Origin of the sequence: Pseudomonas sp. DWRC2-2, from assembly GCF_049897885.1 — a bacterium.
In the GTDB taxonomy this organism is placed as follows: Bacteria; Pseudomonadota; Gammaproteobacteria; order Pseudomonadales; family Pseudomonadaceae; genus Aquipseudomonas; species Aquipseudomonas azotoformans_A.
In genome coordinates, this window is sequence record NZ_JAFCXD010000014.1 from 1 (window position 1) to 18,443 (window position 18,443).

Annotated in this window: 14 protein-coding genes; 9 read left to right on the forward strand and 5 right to left on the reverse strand. The window is 60.2% G+C overall.

Translation table 11 applies throughout. The features are described from left to right. Positions 1 to 448: 448 nt before the first annotated feature. From ACP7EW_RS30395 to ACP7EW_RS30410, 4 genes are all read right to left on the reverse strand, one after another. Entirely contained in the window at positions 449 to 790 is a 342-nt protein-coding gene (locus ACP7EW_RS30395) for a DUF6124 family protein (RefSeq protein WP_426221759.1), read from the reverse strand. Between the two features lie 376 nt (positions 791 to 1,166). Then, entirely contained in the window at positions 1,167 to 2,600 is a 1,434-nt protein-coding gene (locus ACP7EW_RS30400) for a PIN-like domain-containing protein (RefSeq protein ID WP_426221760.1), read from the reverse strand. Positions 2,601 to 3,071: 471 nt separating this feature from the next. Then, positions 3,072 to 4,505 (reverse strand): serine hydrolase domain-containing protein, encoded by a 1,434-nt coding sequence (locus tag ACP7EW_RS30405; protein ID WP_426221761.1) that lies wholly within the window; start codon positions 4,503 to 4,505, stop codon positions 3,072 to 3,074. A gap of 24 nt (positions 4,506 to 4,529) precedes the next feature. Further along, complete coding sequence (locus tag ACP7EW_RS30410; RefSeq protein WP_028616574.1) at positions 4,530 to 5,444, reverse strand: LysR substrate-binding domain-containing protein; 915 nt, start codon at positions 5,442 to 5,444, stop codon at positions 4,530 to 4,532. 379 nt (positions 5,445 to 5,823) lie between these two features. Here ACP7EW_RS30410 and ACP7EW_RS30415 point away from each other — a divergent pair, with 379 nt between their 5' ends. The 9 genes from ACP7EW_RS30415 (at position 5,824) to ACP7EW_RS30455 (ending at position 18,028) form a co-directional block, all read left to right on the forward strand. Beyond that, positions 5,824 to 7,386, forward strand: coding sequence for an ABC transporter substrate-binding protein (locus tag ACP7EW_RS30415; protein WP_426221762.1), 1,563 nt, complete (start codon positions 5,824 to 5,826; stop codon positions 7,384 to 7,386). A gap of 2 nt (positions 7,387 to 7,388) precedes the next feature. Then, complete coding sequence (locus ACP7EW_RS30420; protein WP_033902298.1) at positions 7,389 to 8,330, forward strand: ABC transporter permease; 942 nt, start codon at positions 7,389 to 7,391, stop codon at positions 8,328 to 8,330. Then, positions 8,327 to 9,205, forward strand: coding sequence for an ABC transporter permease (locus ACP7EW_RS30425; protein ID WP_426221763.1), 879 nt, complete (start codon positions 8,327 to 8,329; stop codon positions 9,203 to 9,205). Before ACP7EW_RS30420 ends, ACP7EW_RS30425 begins: the two co-directional genes overlap by 4 nt. Beyond that, positions 9,202 to 10,845 carry an ABC transporter ATP-binding protein gene (locus tag ACP7EW_RS30430; protein ID WP_426221764.1) on the forward strand — a complete coding sequence of 548 codons (1,644 nt, stop codon included), beginning with the start codon at positions 9,202 to 9,204 and terminating at the stop codon, positions 10,843 to 10,845. The genes ACP7EW_RS30425 and ACP7EW_RS30430 overlap by 4 nt, the downstream gene beginning before the upstream one ends. Positions 10,846 to 10,956: 111 nt before the next feature. After that, complete coding sequence (locus ACP7EW_RS30435) at positions 10,957 to 12,210, forward strand: OprD family porin (protein ID WP_426221765.1); 1,254 nt, start codon at positions 10,957 to 10,959, stop codon at positions 12,208 to 12,210. A gap of 130 nt (positions 12,211 to 12,340) precedes the next feature. Next, entirely contained in the window at positions 12,341 to 13,459 is a 1,119-nt protein-coding gene (locus ACP7EW_RS30440) for a succinylglutamate desuccinylase/aspartoacylase family protein (protein ID WP_426221766.1), read from the forward strand. Between the two features lie 27 nt (positions 13,460 to 13,486). After that, positions 13,487 to 14,680 carry an ornithine--oxo-acid transaminase gene (gene rocD, locus ACP7EW_RS30445; protein ID WP_051422206.1) on the forward strand — a complete coding sequence of 398 codons (1,194 nt, stop codon included), beginning with the start codon at positions 13,487 to 13,489 and terminating at the stop codon, positions 14,678 to 14,680. Next, positions 14,677 to 17,322: an aconitate hydratase gene (locus tag ACP7EW_RS30450; protein WP_426221767.1), complete on the forward strand. Its 2,646-nt coding sequence runs from the start codon at positions 14,677 to 14,679 to the stop codon at positions 17,320 to 17,322. Before rocD ends, ACP7EW_RS30450 begins: the two co-directional genes overlap by 4 nt. Then, the gene (locus ACP7EW_RS30455) at positions 17,315 to 18,028 is read left to right on the forward strand and encodes a transporter substrate-binding domain-containing protein (RefSeq protein WP_426221768.1); all 714 of its coding nucleotides are present in this window, start codon (positions 17,315 to 17,317) and stop codon (positions 18,026 to 18,028) included. Before ACP7EW_RS30450 ends, ACP7EW_RS30455 begins: the two co-directional genes overlap by 8 nt. Here ACP7EW_RS30455 and ACP7EW_RS30460 read toward each other — a convergent pair. Beyond that, positions 18,014 to 18,376, reverse strand: coding sequence for an NUDIX hydrolase (locus ACP7EW_RS30460; RefSeq protein ID WP_095016581.1), 363 nt, complete (start codon positions 18,374 to 18,376; stop codon positions 18,014 to 18,016). The genes ACP7EW_RS30455 and ACP7EW_RS30460 overlap by 15 nt on opposite strands. Positions 18,377 to 18,443: the final 67 nt, after the last annotated feature.

Here is an 18,443-nt window from a genome sequence, read left to right on the forward strand (position 1 = left end):
TGATTTGGGGGGCCGCCGCCACGCGCCATCCATGGCGCGGGGCGGCTAAACCGGCATCCCTGCCGGTTTACCCCCCAAATCCCTGTCGAATTCCGGCCAGCGTGTTTGACGGGGCGCCTGAGATCAAGATCAAGATCAAAAGCAAAAGCAAGAGCACGGCGGCCTGGTAGCCGACCTGAGTGGTTGGATCAAAAGCAGGTAGGTGTAGGAGCTGGCTTGCCGGGTCGCCGCATCGCATCGCTGCGATGCAGACGCCTCGGTGCTACGGTTAGGAAGCGCTCTAACGCTTTCATGTGGTGAGCGGGCTTGTCCCGCGCTGGGCTGCGCAGCAGCCCCAAATCCAGCCACCTCATTCTGCCTGAAGGAACTCGGAGAAATTACTGAGCCGCTTCGCAGGCCTGCCCGGGCGATGCAACGATTCGACAAGCCCGCCCACCACAACAGCCATTCAACGCGGCTGCATACACTCCACAGCCCGATCTACCATGGCTCGCGCCATATCCACCAAATGCAGCACTGAAATCACCAGCGTCTGTTCCGTCCCCTCTAACCGCTCACCAGCCTCTTGCGCGGTCGCTGAGGCACAGCGCAGCAAGCTACTGGTGTGAACCAATGCACTTTCAAAGCTGGTTTCAGGGGCAACGGTAAACAGCATCGGTTCTACCGTATCGGGCGCTGGGGCAGGGGAGAGATAGTGGTCCAATGCACGTTTGTACGCGGCATATTTCTGCGCCTGAGCGCTGTAAGAATCAGAAAACGTGAATGGCGGATCGGGAATGACTTTATCCATCGTGAAGCACCTCTAGTCGGTTAGAGGCCGTCACCATCGCTGCTAAACGATCAAAGGGTGGCGGCCGAGCGCAGGTTAGCAGAACCGGAGACTAGTACCCGGCGCACCCGAAAGTGCCCTGCGCACGGCCACCATAAAGCGTCGGGCCGAAAAAAAGCGCCCCGTCAAAGGTGGCGCTTTGCGCCTAGTCATCGGCGGGCTGCTAAACCCGGTCACTGAATTGGCAGTGACGGCCGAAGACTAGCTAGCGGATTCGCGAGGCGCAAGCCCGCGCGATTTTCTCGGAAACGTCCTGCGAGGGGAAGAGAAAAATCGAGATTTTGTCTTGAACCCTTTATTAAACCTTCTTAACTGTACTTAGGTAGTATAAAAGTGATTATTCTGGATTTTCATCCTTCTTTTGAGCTCTTAAGAAATGGTTGAACTTTCTAAGTTCTTCGAGATGGATTAATCTGCTGATCTCGTCTGGAGTATAATTCAAGTTTCGCTCGCGAAAATTTTCTATATCGCCTAGCTCTGTCTGGTTTTTTATTTCTCTGAGTGAGCGGAGATTAAGCTGGTCATCCATTCTTCTTAGTTGTTGGAGGCTGTCCAATGCTTGGATTTCATTTAATCTATCTTGCATGCTTAGGCTGCGGAGCTCTTCAAGTTGGTGCCTGGTCTGTGTAATGGTTTTCCAATGATCACGTGCTGAGGAGAGCATGTCTTTTGATAAGGTATCAGTGTTGGGGTTAGATCCTCCAAAAATCCGATCTGGCCTCCCGTATTTCTCCAATAGTTCTTTTGGCGTTAAAGTGTTTGAAAGGTCAGGCTCTAGTTTTTCACTGGAGTCATCAGGTTTGAATTTTTCTAGGTCTAAAACTATCCGATTTTTATCTTGGATATCTTCTATTGAGCGGTCCGGAATGTTTGCCTTCAAGATATTGTTACTTGCTACAAGAAAAGCTGAAGACGTATACATGTGAAAAAGACTGACTTCTGTTTCTCGGTAGATTTCTGATTTTAAATCTTCATTTGGGCCAATTATTTTAAGGCCTGCTGAATCTACAGTGCGCCACCAGTCCTTTTTGGTGTCATCCGTGATAAGGATGACACTTTCAATGTTAGCCTGGATGGCATGCTCTATGAGTTGCTTCCAGAGTATGAGGTCGCCGTACTGACGCTCATAATTTAAGTTGTTGTATATAAAGCTGGCGTCGTCAGGAGAACCTTTTCCTTTATCTTTGTCGCAAAAGCCAGGGGGTAGCTTCTTTTTATATCTTTCTGCTCCCTCGGCATATAAGGTGTTTAACCACTCTTGATCTAAAGGAGGTGAGCCAATTTTGTCATGTGTAATGGCGTCAATCTTATCAAGGATTTCATCTTTGGACCTGACATCAGGTTGGCGGCTATCCCACTCTTGTATTTTGGTGTTGCATTTTTTGACATCTTTTCGGATGGATTCGATTAGCGACTTTAAGTGAGTGCTAAGTTCGGGGAATTTCTTGCTCAATGAAGTGCTGTTGAATTTGGCCTCTATGTCTGAGGGTATTTTTTCTAGCTCGGATTTTATTTCCCTGAATACCTTTTTTTCATTCTTTATTACATCCAGTCGTCGTCTGTGATACTCAAGGCCAACTTGGTGGGGTATCCAAATATTGGGTCTTAATTTTTCTAATATCTTAAAGAAATCTTGTCGGGTGCTTTCTTCGTATCCGTACAAGTTCAGCAAGACATTCGTGTCAAATACAAATAGGGTTTTTTCGCTGCGCCAGGCAGCTTCCAGTAGCTGTGGCTCAGGGATTTCAAAGCTTTTGAATGATCCTTTCATATGCGTTGATTCTGCTGTCGTTCTGGGGTGGCAAAATAGTAGCACGCCTGATGAATTAGTCTAATTTCGCTCGCGTCCGTCATTTCAATCAATGTGCTCTCCATTTTCAGGCAGGGCTGAATCGGGCTAAATCCGGTGACGTTTAATGGGTATCTAAACTGGTCCTCATGGTCCGCCGGAGGCTGATGCATTTTTTCGGTCACCGGTCGTACGGAAAATAAGATTTTTGGTCACCTGACCTCGCAACCCAAATTATGCCGTTCGATGACTGCGGGAGGTTTTTTGTGAAGTAGTGCGAACTATAGGGTCCTGTTCAGGCTTCAGATCCCACATGGGTGCCTTTGATAGTCAATCGAAGCAAGACTGAAACTTGAGGTTATGGTGTGTAGTTGAAAAATTGATGTGCGGCGAGTGGGGCCGCTTCGCAGCCCAACGGGAGCAAGCTCCCTCACCACAAGGGGGAGGGATCGCTTAGAGCGATTTACCCATCAACACTTCCTGCTCCCGCCCCGCACTGTTCACATTCACCGTACGAGCGAAGCTCACGCCACCCTCCTTGAATTCACACACCACCCGATCCCGAAACGCCGTCTGCGGATAGATCCAGGTCATTTCCAACGTGGTCTCATCCAGCCAACGCGCACCTGCCACGATCTGCGCATCCTTGAATTCATACCCATGGTGCAACGCACGGCCGGGCATGCTGGTGAGCCCGTTGAGCCAATGGTTAATGCCGATCTGTAGGCGATGGGTCGCCTCGTCGTCGGTCAGTTCGAAGGTCAAGACATCGCCTGAAAATTCGAACGACAGCTGGCTTACACCCAGGCTGTTCTCGGCCACGGCAAATGCGCGCTTCGAATCCTCCGGCGCCTTGCAGTCCGAGACCAGCGAAGGGCGCTCAGCCATACTCGCTAACCGCTGCTCCAATCTTGCATCCGCCTCGGGCTTCACGCTGCGATCCTCACCCAATACCGCCGGAAAATGCCGCTCGATAGAGGGCACGATTTCCGCCGAATTTTTCATCCCGCCCACCAGCAGCAAGGTTGCGTTGTGCTCGCGGTACACCGCTGCCATCTGCACAAACACCCCCAACGCACTGAACGCCGGGCGCGGTTTCATCATCCAGTGGTAGCCGTAACGGCTGTCCGGCCCGCCTTGGGGTTGGGTGGCGGCGCGGACCCAGGCGGCCGGCAGTATTTGCTGCCCATTCCAGAGCCCGTCCTGGGCGTGCAGCACTGCCAGTTTCAGCGCCGCCGACACGGGGGCGGTGAGGCCATTGCCGCCAGGGTTCACGCCGTCGGGGCCGATGTCCCAGGTTTCGTTGTGAATATCCAGGGGGATGAACAGGCGCGGCTTGAGGTAGTCGTGCAAGGTTTGCCCGGTGACGCGGTTGATCAGCGCCGAAAGCATGTAGCTGGCAGCGCTGGTGTAGACGTATTCGGTGCCGGGCGCGTAGGCCAAAGGGATCTTGAAGAACTCAGCGATCCAGCTGGTGCTGATGCCGCGCCACACGGAGCCGGAGGTGTTGCTGGCGTGGCCGGTGCGCATGGTCAGCAGGTGTTCGACGGTCATGTCGGCCAGGCGTGGGTCGGCGTCGGCGGGCACTTCGTCGGGGAAGTAGGTGACCAGGCGATCATCCAGCTTGAGAAAGCCTTCTTCGATGGCCAGGCCGATGGCGCAACCGGTGAAGCTCTTGGCCATGGAGTGCAGCACGCGGGGTTCGTTGGGGTCCACCGGCCAGGTCCAGCCTTCGGCAACGACGTGGCCGTGGCGGTGCAACATGAAGCCGTGCAGGTCGAGGCCGGCGGCCTTGACCTCGTCGAGAAACGCGATCAGGCGGTCGGGGTCAACGCCAACACTGCTGGCGCTGGCGCGGGGTAAACCATCGTAGGAGGTCAGGGGCATGGAAACGCTCGGCAAAAGGGTGGATCAACGGCTGCGGTGCACCAGCCGGGAATAGGAAATCAGCATGCTGGTGAGTTCCTGGCTGACCCCGGTGAGAGGCGCGGAACGGCGGCTGATCAGGCACACATCACGGGGCGCGAGGGGTTCTTCGATGGCGATGGTAGTCAGTGCGCTGGAGAACAGCTTCATCCCCGGCAGCATGCGCGGCTCGATGGTCAGGTAGTCGGTTTCCGAGACGATGTGCAGGGTTTCCAGCAGCGAGTCGGTGGTGATGGCGATCTTCGGCGGCGCCAGGCCCTGGGTGCGGAACAGCTGGACCAGGCGGTTTTCCGCGCCGCCGATTACGCCGGTGGAGCGCACGCTGATCCATTGGCAGTCCACCAGCTCCTGCACCGACTTGGCCTGGGCCAACGGGTGGCCTTTACGCGCAATGATGCCCGCGCTGGAACTGTAGAGACGGTCGATGGACAGGTCGATATCGGTGACGTTCGGCGCCAACGGGCACAGCACGAAATCCAGGCGTCCATCGCGGACTTTTTCCACCAGGCCCTTGGTGGTGCCGCTGGCCACATGCACTTGGATGCGCGGGAAGCGCTGGGTGAAGTTGCTCAGCACCGGTACCAGCAGTTCGGCCAGGGGTTCGGAGGTCACGCCCAGGTCGATATGGCCTTCGGGCTCGCCTTTCCACGGTTGCAGGTCGAGCAGGGCGCGTTCGCAGTCGAGGGTGATCGAGCGGGCGCGTACCAGGAACACTTCACCGGCCGAGGTCAGGTTGATGCCTTGGTTCGAGCGTTGCAGCAGCACCACACCGAGTTCTTTTTCCAGGGTCTGAATTGACTGGGTCAGGGTGCTTTGCGCCACGTCCAATTGGCGTGCGGCAGAGCGAAAGCTGCCTTTTTCGACCACGGCACAGAACGCACGAAGATGGGTGAGAGTCATGAAGGACTGCCTCAGGTTTCAGCATTTAAACCATTGAATGCCCGCCAGCTTATCTGATGGCTACAGGTGCGCACAGATCGGTTTTGCCGATCAGGTTCATTATTTTTGAACGCATGCAAACGGCTCCAGGCCCTGATTTTTCGGTAGGCTGGAGGCAAGTCAGGACAGGCTGGGCAGGTGATCGGAAAAGCCGAGCCTGATCACTTGGAGCGTTCTTCTCAAGCTTGCTGCGTGAAGAATAAGATCGGTTTAGGAACATTCGCCAACCGTGAAGGCGACTAAAACAACAACAACTCTCCAGGTGTTCGGCCGTGCCTCTTTTTGGGTCCTGCCAGCGTCCGAACCCCATGCGTAAGGAACATTTAAGGTGCAGTTATCCATGAACAAGACTCTTATCCTGGCAGGCGCCTTGTCTGCGGCGCTGGTGGGCACTGCCCACGCTGAAAGCGTATTGAAGGTCGCGCTCAACGCTGACATCCGCAGCACCGATCCGGGTGTGAACCGTGACACCAACTCCGACGCCGTGATCATGCACATCACCGAGGGGCTGGTAGCCTTCCGCGAAGATGCCACCGTTGGCCCGCTGCTGGCCAAGGACGTGCAGGTGTCCGACGACGGCTTGCGCTACACCTTTCACCTGCGCGACGGGGTGAAGTTCCAGAATGGCAAGGCGTTGACGTCTGCTGACGTGCTGTGGACCTGGAAGCGCTTCCTCGATCCCAAGACCCAATGGCGCTGCGCCCCAGAATTCGATGGGCATGGCGGCGCCAAGATCGTCGACATGAGCGCCCCGGATCCCCTCACCGTGGTGTTCACTCTCGACAAGCCCAACGGCTTGTTCCTGACCAGCACTGCACTGCCTGAATGTGGCGGTAGCGGCATCCTGTCCGCCGATTCGCTTAACGCCGACGGCAGCTGGAGAGCCCCAGTCGGCACCGGCCCATTCCAGCTGGGTGAGTGGAAGCCCGGCCAATACGTCGAGCTGCTGCGCAACCCCAACTACACCCCGCGCGACGAAACAGAGCCCGATGGCTACACCGGCAACAAATCCACCCGCCTGGACCGCGTGCGCCTGCTGGTGATCCCGGACCCGGCCGCCGCCAAAGCCGCGCTGTTGTCGAAAAACGTCGACCTACTGATTGATGTCACCCCGCTGGACGCCACAGAGCTGGCCGCCCATTCCGGCGTGCGCGTGACTTCCAGCGGCACCATGTCGGTCAATGCCTTGCTGTTCCAGACCCGCGACCCGCTGCTTAAAGATGTGCGTTTGCGCCAGGCCATCGCCCATGCCCTGGATTCGGCGCAAATCGTCGAGGCGCTCACCGGCGGTCGCTCCAAGGCCAACAACTCGATGGTCGCCAGCGGCAGCCATTACCACACTGCCGTCGAAGACCAGGGCTTCACCTTCGACCCGGCCAAGACTGCGCAACTGCTACGCGAAGCTGGCTACAAGGGCGAGCCGATCAAGCTGATCGTCAACAAACGCTACGCGGCGATCTTCGACATGGGCGTGTTCGTGCAGGCCATGGCCAAGGCCAGCGGCATCAACCTGGAGCTGGAAACCCTGGAGTGGGGCACGCAGTTGGAGCGCTACCAGAGCGGCAACTACCAGATGATGGCGTTTCCGTACTCCGAGCGCCTCGACCCGGCCTTGAGTTTCGACTCGATGACCGGCGACAAGGACAAGGAATCACGCAAGGTCTGGGACAACCCCCAGGCCCGCGAGTGGCTGCGTGAAGCCCAGCGCGAAGGTGACATCAGCAAGCGCCAGGCGCTGTTCGATCAACTGCACCAGCAGATGATCAAGGACGTGCCGATGATCCCGATGTACAACGGCAACGCGATTGCCGCCAGCCGTGACTACGTCAAGGGCCTGCGCACGTGGCCGGTGTCCAAGCCGCGCTTGTGGACCGTCAGCGTCCCCGCCGCCGGGAGTAATTGAGGATGTTCCGTTTTATCTCCCAACGCCTGGCGATGTCTGTGCCGACCTTGCTGCTGATCTCGCTGATGGTGTTCGCGATCATCCGCCTGGTGCCCGGTGACCCGGCCCTGCTGATGCTTGGCGACATGGCCGACGCCCACAGCCTGGAGGTGGCGCGTGCGTCCCTGGGGCTGGACCAGCCGCTGCCGGTGCAGTTTGTGATCTGGCTCAAGGCGGTGCTCAGCGGTGACCTTGGGCATTCGATCACCACCAATGAGGCGGTGTTGCCGCTGATCCTGGATCGGTTCCAGATGAGTGCCGGGATTGTCTTGGTGTCGGTGTTGTTGGCGGCCTTGATTGCGGTGCCGGCGGGCTTGCTGTCGGCGTGGAAGCAGGACAGTGCGCTGGACTTCGGCGTGGTGTCGACAGCGACGCTGTTGCTGTCGATCCCCAGTTTCTGGCTTGGCTTGCTGTTGCTGTATGCCTTCGGCATCAAGCTCGGCTGGTTGCCGGTGGTGGGTTATGTGTCGTTCGGCCAATCGCCGTGGCAGGCCTTGAGTTTTATCGTGCTGCCGATTGTCACCCTGACCTTGGTTGAACTGGGTGCGATCACGCGGATGGCACGGGCCAGTGCCATCGAAGTGCTGCGCCTGGAGTACATCACCCATGCCCGCGCCAAGGGCCTGTCGGAGCGGGCGGTGTTGTGGCGCCATGCGTTGCGCAACTCGTTTGCACCGACCTTGACCCTGATCGGCCTGATCCTTGGCAACCTGCTCAGCGGCATCGCTGTGCTGGAAACCGTGTTCACCCTGCCGGGTATCGGCCGCCTGATGGTCGACGCCATCTACGCCCGGGACTACCCGGTGCTGCAAGGCTGCCTGCTGCTGGTGACCTTTGTCTATGTGCTGGTCAACCTGTTGGTGGACCTGCTGTACCCGCTCTTCGACCCCAGGGTTAAGTTATGAATAAGCCACTGCCTGTTGCACCCGAGGTGCTGTTGCCCGCACCGATGCGTGCCCCCAGGGCCTGGCGCGTGCCGCCGTTGAACGCGCTGATCGGTGCGTTCCTGTTGGGCTTGCTGTTGATCATGGCCGCGCTCGGCCTGGTGTGGACGCCCCATGACCCGCTGGCGCTGAACCTGCTGGCACGTTTGCAGGCGCCGACCGCCGCGCATTGGCTGGGCACTGATGAATACGGCCGCGATGTGTTGAGCCGCCTGATGATCGGCGCACACACCAGCCTGTGGGTGAGTGTGCTGACGGTGAGCATGGCGATCATCGCCGGAACCTTCCTCGGCTTGCTCGCTGGTTTCCTGCGCGGCTGGGTCGACCGTGGCCTGATGATGGTCAATGACGCGTTGCTGGCGTTCCCCGGCATCCTGTTGGCCCTGGGCCTGATGGCGATCATCGGCCCGAGCCTGTATGGCATCGTCTTTGCCCTGAGCCTGGCCTATACGCCGTCGGTGGTGCGGGTGATGCGTGGCACGGTGCTGTCGCTGCGGGAGAAAGAGTTCGTCGAAGCCTCACGGGTGATTGGCAATTCCGAGCTGTACACCATGCTGCGTCACATCGCGCCGAACTGCGTCGCGCCGGTGTGCGTGCTGGCCACCAGCATGTTCGGCTGGGCGATCCTTGCCGAGAGTTCGTTGAGTTTCCTCGGCTTGGGCGTACCGCCACCGGCGGCGACCTGGGGCAACATGCTCGCGGCCAGTCGGCCGTACATCGCCACGGCCAGTTGGCTGGGGTTGTTTCCCGGTGTCTGCATCGCCATGGCGTTGCTGGCGTTCAATCTGTGCGGCGACGCCTTGCGTGACCGCCTTGATCCACGGATGAGTAAATGAGCATGACTGACGTATTACTGGCAGTCGATCACCTGAAAATCCGCATCGGCGCCCACGGCCCGCTGGCGGTCAATGACCTGAGCTTCACCATCGCTCCCGGCGAAATCGTCGCCTTGGTGGGCGAGTCCGGCAGCGGCAAGACCATGGCCGCCCGCGCCGCCATCGGCCTGTTGCCGCCACCGCTGGAACACTGCGGCGGCCAGGTGCGCTTCCAGGGCCATGACCTCAACAGCCTCAAGCCCGAGCAACTGCGCGAGCTGCGCGGGGCCAAGATCGGCATGGTGTTCCAGGAGCCCATGGTGTCGCTGAACCCGTCCATGAGCATCGGCGAGCAAATGGCCGAGGGCCTGCGCCTGCACGCCAAACTGACGGAAGCGCAGATCCGCGAACGCAGCCTGGAGATGCTTGGCCATATCGGCATCAAGGACGCCGAACGCTGCCTGAGCGCGTTCCCCCACGAGTTCTCCGGTGGCATGCGCCAGCGCATCATGCTTGCCTCGGTGATGCTGCTGCGCCCGGCGCTGCTGATTGCCGACGAACCCACCACCGCGCTGGATTGCCTGGCGCAGCTGGACGTGTTGAAGCTGATGCTCGACCTCACTCGCGAGCAGGGCACGGCGATTCTGTTCATCAGCCATGACCTGTCCCTGGTGGCGCGCTACGCCCATAAGGTGGTGGTGATGCGTGAAGGCCGCGCAGTGGAGCAGGGCACCATCGAACAGATCCTGCTGGCGCCCAAGGCCGACTACACCCGGCAGTTGCTGGAAGCCTTGCCGCGTCGCGGGGTACTGGCGGACTTGCCCCAGGCCGACGGCCCGCTGCTGACGGTCAAGGACGTGTGCATCGAGCATCCTGGCCCGCGCAGCCTGTGGGGCCGCACCGCGTTCAAACGCGTGGTGCATTCGGCCAACCTCACCATTGCACCGGGGGAGACCCTGGCGCTGGTGGGCGGCAGCGGTTCGGGCAAGACCACCCTTGGACGCGCCATTGTCGGCCTGAACAAAGCCTGTGCCGGTGCTATCGAGTTTGAAGGAGTGGACATTCTCAAGTCCGGCAACCGCGAACATCGCCTGCAATGCCAGATGATTTTCCAGGACCCGTACTCGTCCCTCGATCCGCGCATGAAAATCGGTGACATCCTCGCCGAACCGTTGCGCCATGTGCCCGGCATGAGTGCCGAGCAGAAGCGTGAACGGGTCACCAAGACCTTGCTGGACATCGGTTTGGCCGAGCAGTTTGTCGACCGCTTCCCGCACCAGCTCTCCGGTGGCCAGCGCCAGCGTGTCGCGATTGGCCGCGCACTGGTGCGTCATCCTCGATTGGTGATTGCCGACGAGCCGATTTCGGCGTTGGACATGACCATCCAGAAGCAGATTCTGGAGCTGTTCGAACGCCTGCAGGCGCAATACGGCTTTGCCTGCCTGTTCATCTCCCACGACCTGGCGGCGGTGGAGCGCATCGCTCACCGGGTGGCGGTGATGAGCGAGGGCAGGGTGGTGGAAATGGGCGCCCGCGATGAAATATTCGACCGCCCGCAACATCCTTACACCCGCAAGTTGCTGGCCGCCGCCAGCCCCTTGGAGAAGCTTGAAAACGGTGGCTACCGCATCCGCCAGGGCCCCGTACCGCTAGCGCTGTAACCCAGGACTGACTTTACCCGCCGCGCAAATCCCGGATTTGCGCGAACGGCGAAGCCATGCCCGAAGAACAATAAAAACACCCCAAACCCCACACTGCCAGGAGCTAAAAAAATGAAAAAATCCCTGACTCAACTCATCACCGGCGTTGGCGTCGTGAGCAGCGGGATGATCCCGTTCGCCGCCCATGCCGACTTCATCAAGGACAGCAGCGGCACGCTGGAATTGAAGAACTACTACTTCAACCGTGACTACCGTGAAGAGGCCAGCCAATCGGTGCGTGCCGAATGGGCCCAAGGCTTTTTGCTGGGGATCAAGTCGGGCTTTACCGACGGTACCGTGGGCTTTGGCCTGGATGCCATCGGTATGCTTGGCGTGAAACTCGACTCCAGTCCGGACAAATCCGGCACCGGCCTGCTGCAGCGTGACAGCGACAAACGCGCTTCCGACAGCTATTCCAAACTGGGCGTCACCGCCAAGGCCCGCTTGGCCAAGAGCGAGCTGCGCGTGGGTTACCTGGTGCCGGACCTGCCGACCCTGCAACCCAACACCAGCCGCCTGTTTCCGCAATCCTTCAGCGGTACGCAACTGGTATCCAACGACATCAGCAACCTAAAGATCAGCCTCGGCCAACTGGACCAGGCCAAGGACCGCGACTCCACCAACTACGAAGACATGAAGCTGACCACCATCAGCAAGGTCTACAAAAGCACGGCCCTGAGCGACCAGTTCCGTTTTGCCGGCGGTGATTACTCGCTGACGCCCAACACCTTGCTCAGCTACCACTATGCCGAGCTGGACAGCATCTACCACCAGCAATATGGCGGCTTCAAGAACAGCTTTGGCCTGGGGCCGGGCAACCTGAAGACCGACGTGCGCTACTTCAAGGCCGACAAGGACGGTGCGGGCCTGGCCGGTAACGTTGATAACCGGGCCTTGAGTACACGCCTGACCTACCAGTACGGCGGTCACAGCATCGGCGGCGGCTTCCAGCAGCAGTACGGCACCACGCCGTTCACCTACCTTGATGGCTCCATCAGCTACCTGTTCACCGAATACCAGTTCACCAACTTCACCCAGACCAAGGAACGCGCCTGGCATGCGCGCTACGACTACAACTTTGCCGACCTTGGCCTGCCGGGCCTGTTGTTCGGCATCAAATACGCCAAGGGTGATTCGGCTGAAGTGATCGGCTTCACCGGCGAAGGTCGTGAATGGGAGCGCGACCTGGACATCAGCTACGTGGTGCAGACCGGCCCGTTCAAGGGCGTGTCGATGCGCTGGCGCAACGCCCTGGCCAAGGGCAACTTCTACAACGACGTCAACGAAAACCGCGTGCTGCTGGGCTACACCCTGGCGCTCTGGTAACCACAGGTGGGGCGGCCTGGGCTGATCGGTTTTGCAGATCAAGATAGCCCCGGCCGCCCTTACAGGCGATCACCCGGTCTCGTTAGTATTTTCTCAAGTTCCGTCACTCGAATATCGAGACTTCTGCGTTATGAAACTTAATCAACACCCCTTGCTGCAAGCGACACAAGGTACCCACAGGCACGTGGAGAGTGAGCATTACGGTGCAGTGGGTGCAGGTCGGAAAATCTACATCCAGGCGGCATTGCATGCCGATGAAACCCCGGCGATGTTGGTGGCAGCGCATCTGCGCCGGCAACTCGCAGTGTTGGAAAATGCCGGCCGCATGAACGCGCAGATCGTGCTGGTGGCGGTCGCCAACCCGGCCGGCCTGGGCCAATACATCCTGGGTGCGCCCAGTGGCCGTTTTGAACTGGGCAGCGGGCGCAACTACAACCGTGGATTCCCGGTGCCTTATCAGGCCATCGCCGAAAAAATCGAGTTCCGGCTCGGCCAGGACATCGACGCCAACCGCGCGCTGATCCGCCAGGCCTGGGGTGAGTGCCTGCGCGCCGCTCAGCCGATGGATGAGTACCAGTCGCTGCAACAGACGCTGATGCTGCTGGCCCACGATGCCGACATCGTGCTCGACCTGCATTGCTCCCGCGAAGCCGCAATGCACCTCTACACCGGCGAGGCGGTGTGGCCGACCATCGAGCCGCTGGCCCGTTACATCGGTGCCGAGGCGACCTTGTTGGCGACCGACTCCCAAGCCAATTCCTTCGACGAAGCGCTGTACCTGCTGTGGGTCAACCTGCGTGAGCGTTTTGGCGCGCGTTTCCCGATCCCGGACAGCAGCATCGCAGTGACGGTCGAGCACCGTGGCCAGCGTGATGTGTCTTACGAGCTGGCGGACCATGACGCCACCGCGATCATCGATTACCTGACTCACCTGGGTGCCATCGAAGGCACGCCACGCCCGTTACCAGCGCTGCGCAGCCCAGCCACGCCGCTGGCGGGCAGCGAGCAGTTCTACGCACCGAGTGCCGGGGTGCTGGTGCACCGTGCGGCGGTGGGCAGCCGGATCGAAGCAGGGCAGGCGCTGTTCGATATCGTCGACCCTCACAGCGGCAAGACCGTCACGGTCAACAGTCACAACACCGGTGTGCTGTACATGCGCCGTGATGTGCGGTTTGTGAAACCGGGGGACCCGCTGGGTCGCGTCTCCGGGGCTAAACCGATTCGCAGCGGCAAGCTGCTCAGCGCTTGATCAGATACCTACTAGGCAGGACTCTCCATGCACTCCAACCCGGCAATCACCCTCGAAAACCAATTCTGCGCCCATAACTATTCGCCACTGCCGGTGGTCATCGTCAAGGGCGAGGGCGTCTGGGCCATTGGCGATGACGGCAAGCGCTATCTGGACATGATGTCGGCCTATTCCGCCGTCAGCCACGGTCATGTGCACCCGCGCATCCGCGCCGCCGCCGTGGCGCAGATCGACAAGATCAGCGTGGTGTCGCGCGCGTTCTACAGCGAGCCGTTGGGCAATTTCCTCAAGGCGCTGTGCCGCCTCAGCGGCTTCGATTCCGCGCTGCCAATGAACAGTGGTGCCGAAGCGGTGGAAACCGCGATAAAGGCGGCGCGCCGCTGGGGTTATCGGGTCAAGGGCATCGCTGCAAACCAGGCGAAGATCGTGGTAGCCGACAACAACTTTCACGGGCGCACCTCGACCATCGTCGGCTTCTCCTCCGAGCCGGACTACAAGGCCGACTTCGGCCCGTTCTGCAACGGTTTTACCGAGGCACGCTTTGGCGATATCGAGAGTTTCCGCCAGGCGATCACCGCCGACACTTGCGCGGTATTGATCGAACCCATCCAGGGCGAAGCCGGTATTCGCGTGCCACCGGCCGGGTTTCTGCGCGAGCTGCGAAAACTGTGCGACGCGACCAATACCTTGCTGATCCTTGATGAGATCCAGTCGGGCCTGGGCCGTACCGGCAAGTGGTTTGCCTTCCAGCATGAAGGCATTCGCCCGGATGCGCTGATCCTCGGTAAAGCGCTGGGCGGCGGGATCATGCCGGTGTCGGCGTTTTTGGCGGATCACTCGATCATGGATCTGTTTGATGCCGGCAGCCACGGCTCGACCTTCGGTGGCAATCCGCTGGCCGCCGCCATCGGCCTGGAAGCCCTGAACGTGCTCGAGGACGAAGGTTTGATCGACAACAGCGCGCAGCTCGGCCATTACCTGGTGGAACGTCTCAAGGCGATGAATTCCCCTGCGATCCAGGAGATTCGCGGGCGTGGGCTGTGGGTCGGCGTGGAGCTGGACCGCGACGCACGTCCCATCTGCGAAGCCCTGCTCGCCGAAGGTTTGCTGACCAAGGAAACCCACGAAAATGTGCTGCGCATCGCGCCGCCGTTGTCCATCACCCGCGACGAACTGGAGTGGGGCCTGGTCCGTATCGAACGGGTTTTTGCGCAGCTATGAGCACCTTTCTCAACCATTTGCACATCGACGGGCAACGTTACGCCTATATCGACCTGCATAAGCTGCTGACGCCAGCGCAATTGCACCGGCTGCCGTATTCGCTGCGCATCCTGCTGGAAAACATCGCCCGTTGTGCCCCGGCCTCATTGCCTGCCGTGCTTTCGCGCGCCACCGGACACGGGCCTGATTGCGAGGTGCCATTCCAGCCCAACCGCCTGATGTTCCACGACACCACGTGCCTGCCGGCCCTGGCGGACTTTGCCGGGATGCGCGATGTGGTGGCGGAACTCGGCGGTGACCCTATGGCGGTGAACCCGGCGATTCCGGCGGTGCTGACCATCGATCATTCGGTGATTGTCGAGCACTACGCCGAAGCGGGTGCGGTAGAGGCCAACCTGGACATCGACTTTCGCCGCAACAGCGAGCGCTACCGTTTTATCAAGTGGGCCCAGGCCAGTCTGGACAACTTCAACGTGATTCCGCCGGGCACGGGGATCATCCACCAGATGAACATGGAGTCCGTCGCACAGGTCGTTTGGGAGAGCACTGCGTCCGACGGCGGCGTGCTGCTGCACCCGGACTGCATGGTCGCCACCGACAGCCACACGCCGATGATCAATGCCATCGGAGTGTTGGGCTGGGGTGTGGGTGGGTTGGAAGGGCAGGCGGCGATGCTGGGCGAGCCGGTGCCGATTCCGTTCCCGCAGGTGGTGGGGATTCGTGTCAGCAATGCCTTGCGTCCCGGCGTAACGGCGACGGACTTGGCGCTGACCGTGACCGAGTCGCTGCGTCGGCGCAGCATGGTCGGCAAGTTTGTCGAGTTCACGGGGCCGGGGTTGGCGTCCTTGAGTTGGGCGGCGCGAGGCACGGTGGCGAACATGGCGCCGGAGTATGGCGCGACGGTGGTGTTTTTCCCGTTTGACGACGAGACCTTGTCTTACCTTGAGTTGAGCGCGCGGCCGAAGCCGTTGTTGGCCAAGGTCACGGCCTATATGGCGGCGCAGTCGTTGTGGCGCCAGGAAGGGGAGCCCGAGCCGCAGTTCGATGAATTGATCGAGCTGGACCTGGCGCAGGTGGAACCGAGCGTGGCCGGGCCGCATCAGCGTCAGTCGCTGGCGGCGGCCGGTGCCTCGTTTCACCAGCACGTGAAGGGCGAGGCCGGTCAGCAGTTTTTCGCACCATCGTTTGATGCGCCGCTGACCCATGGTGCGGTGGTAATGTCAGCGATCACCAGTTGCACCAACACCGCCAACCCGGCGCAGATGATCCAGGCCGGGTTGCTGGCGCGCAATGCGCGGGCACGTGGCGTGGGGCGCAGGCCGTGGGTGAAGACCTCGCTGTCGCCGGGCTCACGGGTAGTGGCGGACTACTTGGAAGCGGCAGGCTTGCTGGAGGATTTTGCCGCGCTGGGTTTTGACTTGGCGGGCTTTGGTTGCATGACTTGTATTGGTAACTCCGGCAGCCTCGAAGCGCATGTGGAGGCCTTCGCCGAGCAGGGGCTAAAGGGCGTGGTGGTGCTGTCGGGCAATCGCAATTTCGAGGGACGGGTCAACCCCAAAGTACCGGCCGGTTACCTGGCATCGCCCGCGCTGTGCGTGGCCTATGCGATTGCCGGGAGCATCGACATCGACCTGTCCAGTCAACCGCTGGCGCTGGATGCCCAGGGCCGGCCGGTGTACCTGCATGAGCTGATGCCCAGCGATGCCGAAGTGTCCGCGCAAGTCGCCGAAGTAGTGCGCCCGGCGCTGTTCCAGCAACGCAGTGAGCTGCTCTGGCAGGGCACGCATCACTGGCAGACGCTGGAGGCCGAAGGCAGCGTGCAGTTTGCCTGGCATCCCGGCTCTACCTATCTACGCCGCCCGCAGTACCTGGCGGACGTACAGCCGTTGCCGGTGCCGCGTCTTTCGGTACGTAACGCCAAGGCCTTGGTGGTGCTGGGCGACAACGTCACCACCGACCATATCTCCCCGGCGGGCACCATCCCGGCGCAGAGCCTGGCCGGTGCCTGGCTGCGTGAAAGGGGCGAGGCCGAGGCGGATTTCAACCAGTACTCGACCCGGCGCAGCAACCACGAGGTGATGGTGCGTGGCGCCTTTACCAACCCGCGCCTGAACAACCTGTTGGACCCAACGCAAGCGCCGCGCCAAGGCGTGTGGGCGTGGAACGCCGACCATACGGACTATCAGCCGCTGTATCTGGCTGCGCAAAGCTACGTGGGTACGCCTACTGTGCTGTTTGCCGGGATCAACTACGGCGCTGGCTCCAGCCGCGATTGGGCGGCCAAGGTCCTCAGTCTGCTGGGCATCAAGGCGGTGGTGGCGCGCAGCATCGAGCGCATTCATCGCAGCAACCTGATCGGCATGGGGGTGTTGCCGCTGGTATTCAACGATGGGGGAACCGTGCAGGACTTGGCACTCGACGGCAGCGAGCGCCTGACCTTCCTCGGCCTGGATAACCTGCAGGTGGGTGCAAACCCGATTACGCTGCAGATCGATCGCGTCGACGGTGGTCTCACCCAATGCAGTCTGGTGTTGCGCCTCGACTCGCTGCAAGAGCTTGGTTACCTTGTGCACGGCGGCGTGCTGCCGTTTGTGATCCGCAAGACCGTGCAACGGACCCGCCAAGGAGCGCTTGATGATTGACACCCGCGTACTGCAACAATTGGCCCCCGATGGCGTGCTGCGCGCCGCCATCAACTTTGGCAACCCGGTGCTGGCGCAACGTGGTACGAACGGAGAGCCCCAGGGTGTTTCCGTGGCGCTGGCCAAGGCGCTGGCTGCAGAGCTGGGTGTCGAATTGGAGTTCATCACGTTTGAGGCGGCGGGTAAGGTATTCGCGGCCTTGGCCGAGGACGTCTGGCGCGTGGCGTTCCTGGCTATCGAGCCGGTGCGTGAAAAGGAAATCGCCTTCAGCGCGCCGTATGTGGCGATCAAGGGCACGTATCTGGTGGCAGCGGACTCACCTTTTACGCACGTCGCACAACTGGATGCGCCGGGCCGACGCATCGCCGTCGGTCAGGGCGCGGCCTACGATTTGTACTTGAGCCGAACGGTCGAGCATGCCGAATTGGTACGCGCGCCGACCTCGGCCGCAGCGGTGGATTTGTTTATCGAACAAGGTTTGGATGCGGCGGCAGGGGTGCGGGACTTCCTGCAAACCCAGATCACCGCGCAAAGGCGTTTGGTGCAGGACGATTTCATGACCATCCGCCAAGCCATGGCCGTACCGGTGGCGCACGCAGCCGCTGCCGCGTTCGTCAGGTCCTTTGTCGAACGGCAGAAAGAGAATGGCGGGGTGAAGCGAGGTCTGTTGGCCAGTGGCCAAAGCGCTGAACTACAGGCGACGTAGAAAGGATTTAACGATGTGTCGGGTGGCGTCGGTGGTGTCCAGATCATCCATGGCGCCATAGGGGTGCCACTGGCAATCGATTATTTCATTGCAAGGTTTTGCATCGGCGATGTTCACCACCGACGCTTCGAACACGTGATGGACGGTGTCGCGGGCTTTCAGCTCCTGCAAGTACAACAAGCCGTCCACGTTCAATCCGGTTTCTTCTTCCAACTCGCGTTCAGCCGCGCCGACCGGGCGCTCATTGCGTTCGACCTTGCCACCCGGCAGCGCCCATTTCGATCTGGCCTTGCGCACGAAGAGGATATGCCCCTCGTGTTCGCAAATGACCGTGGCCCTTATTTTCATCGTCTGTGCCCCGCAGCGGGATGAGTGTCATAAAAGTGTAATGCAATTGTCATGCTAAGTGGTTATG

Excerpts from the sequence above, each read along its gene's own strand:
- ACP7EW_RS30430 (WP_426221764.1), top strand. The coding sequence starts at position 9,202 with ATGAGCATGACTGACGTATTACTGGCAGTCGATCACCTGAAAATCCGC.
- ACP7EW_RS30420 (WP_033902298.1), top strand. The coding sequence starts at position 7,389 with ATGTTCCGTTTTATCTCCCAACGCCTGGCGATGTCTGTGCCGACCTTG.
- rocD (WP_051422206.1), top strand. The coding sequence starts at position 13,487 with ATGCACTCCAACCCGGCAATCACCCTCGAAAACCAATTCTGCGCCCAT.
- ACP7EW_RS30440 (WP_426221766.1), top strand. The coding sequence starts at position 12,341 with ATGAAACTTAATCAACACCCCTTGCTGCAAGCGACACAAGGTACCCAC.
- ACP7EW_RS30400 (WP_426221760.1), bottom strand. The coding sequence starts at position 2,600 with ATGAAAGGATCATTCAAAAGCTTTGAAATCCCTGAGCCACAGCTACTG.
- ACP7EW_RS30435 (WP_426221765.1), top strand. The coding sequence starts at position 10,957 with ATGAAAAAATCCCTGACTCAACTCATCACCGGCGTTGGCGTCGTGAGC.
- ACP7EW_RS30425 (WP_426221763.1), top strand. The coding sequence starts at position 8,327 with ATGAATAAGCCACTGCCTGTTGCACCCGAGGTGCTGTTGCCCGCACCG.
- ACP7EW_RS30415 (WP_426221762.1), top strand. The coding sequence starts at position 5,824 with ATGAACAAGACTCTTATCCTGGCAGGCGCCTTGTCTGCGGCGCTGGTG.
- ACP7EW_RS30450 (WP_426221767.1), top strand. The coding sequence starts at position 14,677 with ATGAGCACCTTTCTCAACCATTTGCACATCGACGGGCAACGTTACGCC.
- ACP7EW_RS30460 (WP_095016581.1), bottom strand. The coding sequence starts at position 18,376 with ATGAAAATAAGGGCCACGGTCATTTGCGAACACGAGGGGCATATCCTC.
- ACP7EW_RS30405 (WP_426221761.1), bottom strand. The coding sequence starts at position 4,505 with ATGCCCCTGACCTCCTACGATGGTTTACCCCGCGCCAGCGCCAGCAGT.
- ACP7EW_RS30395 (WP_426221759.1), bottom strand. The coding sequence starts at position 790 with ATGGATAAAGTCATTCCCGATCCGCCATTCACGTTTTCTGATTCTTAC.
- ACP7EW_RS30455 (WP_426221768.1), top strand. The coding sequence starts at position 17,315 with ATGATTGACACCCGCGTACTGCAACAATTGGCCCCCGATGGCGTGCTG.
- ACP7EW_RS30410 (WP_028616574.1), bottom strand. The coding sequence starts at position 5,444 with ATGACTCTCACCCATCTTCGTGCGTTCTGTGCCGTGGTCGAAAAAGGC.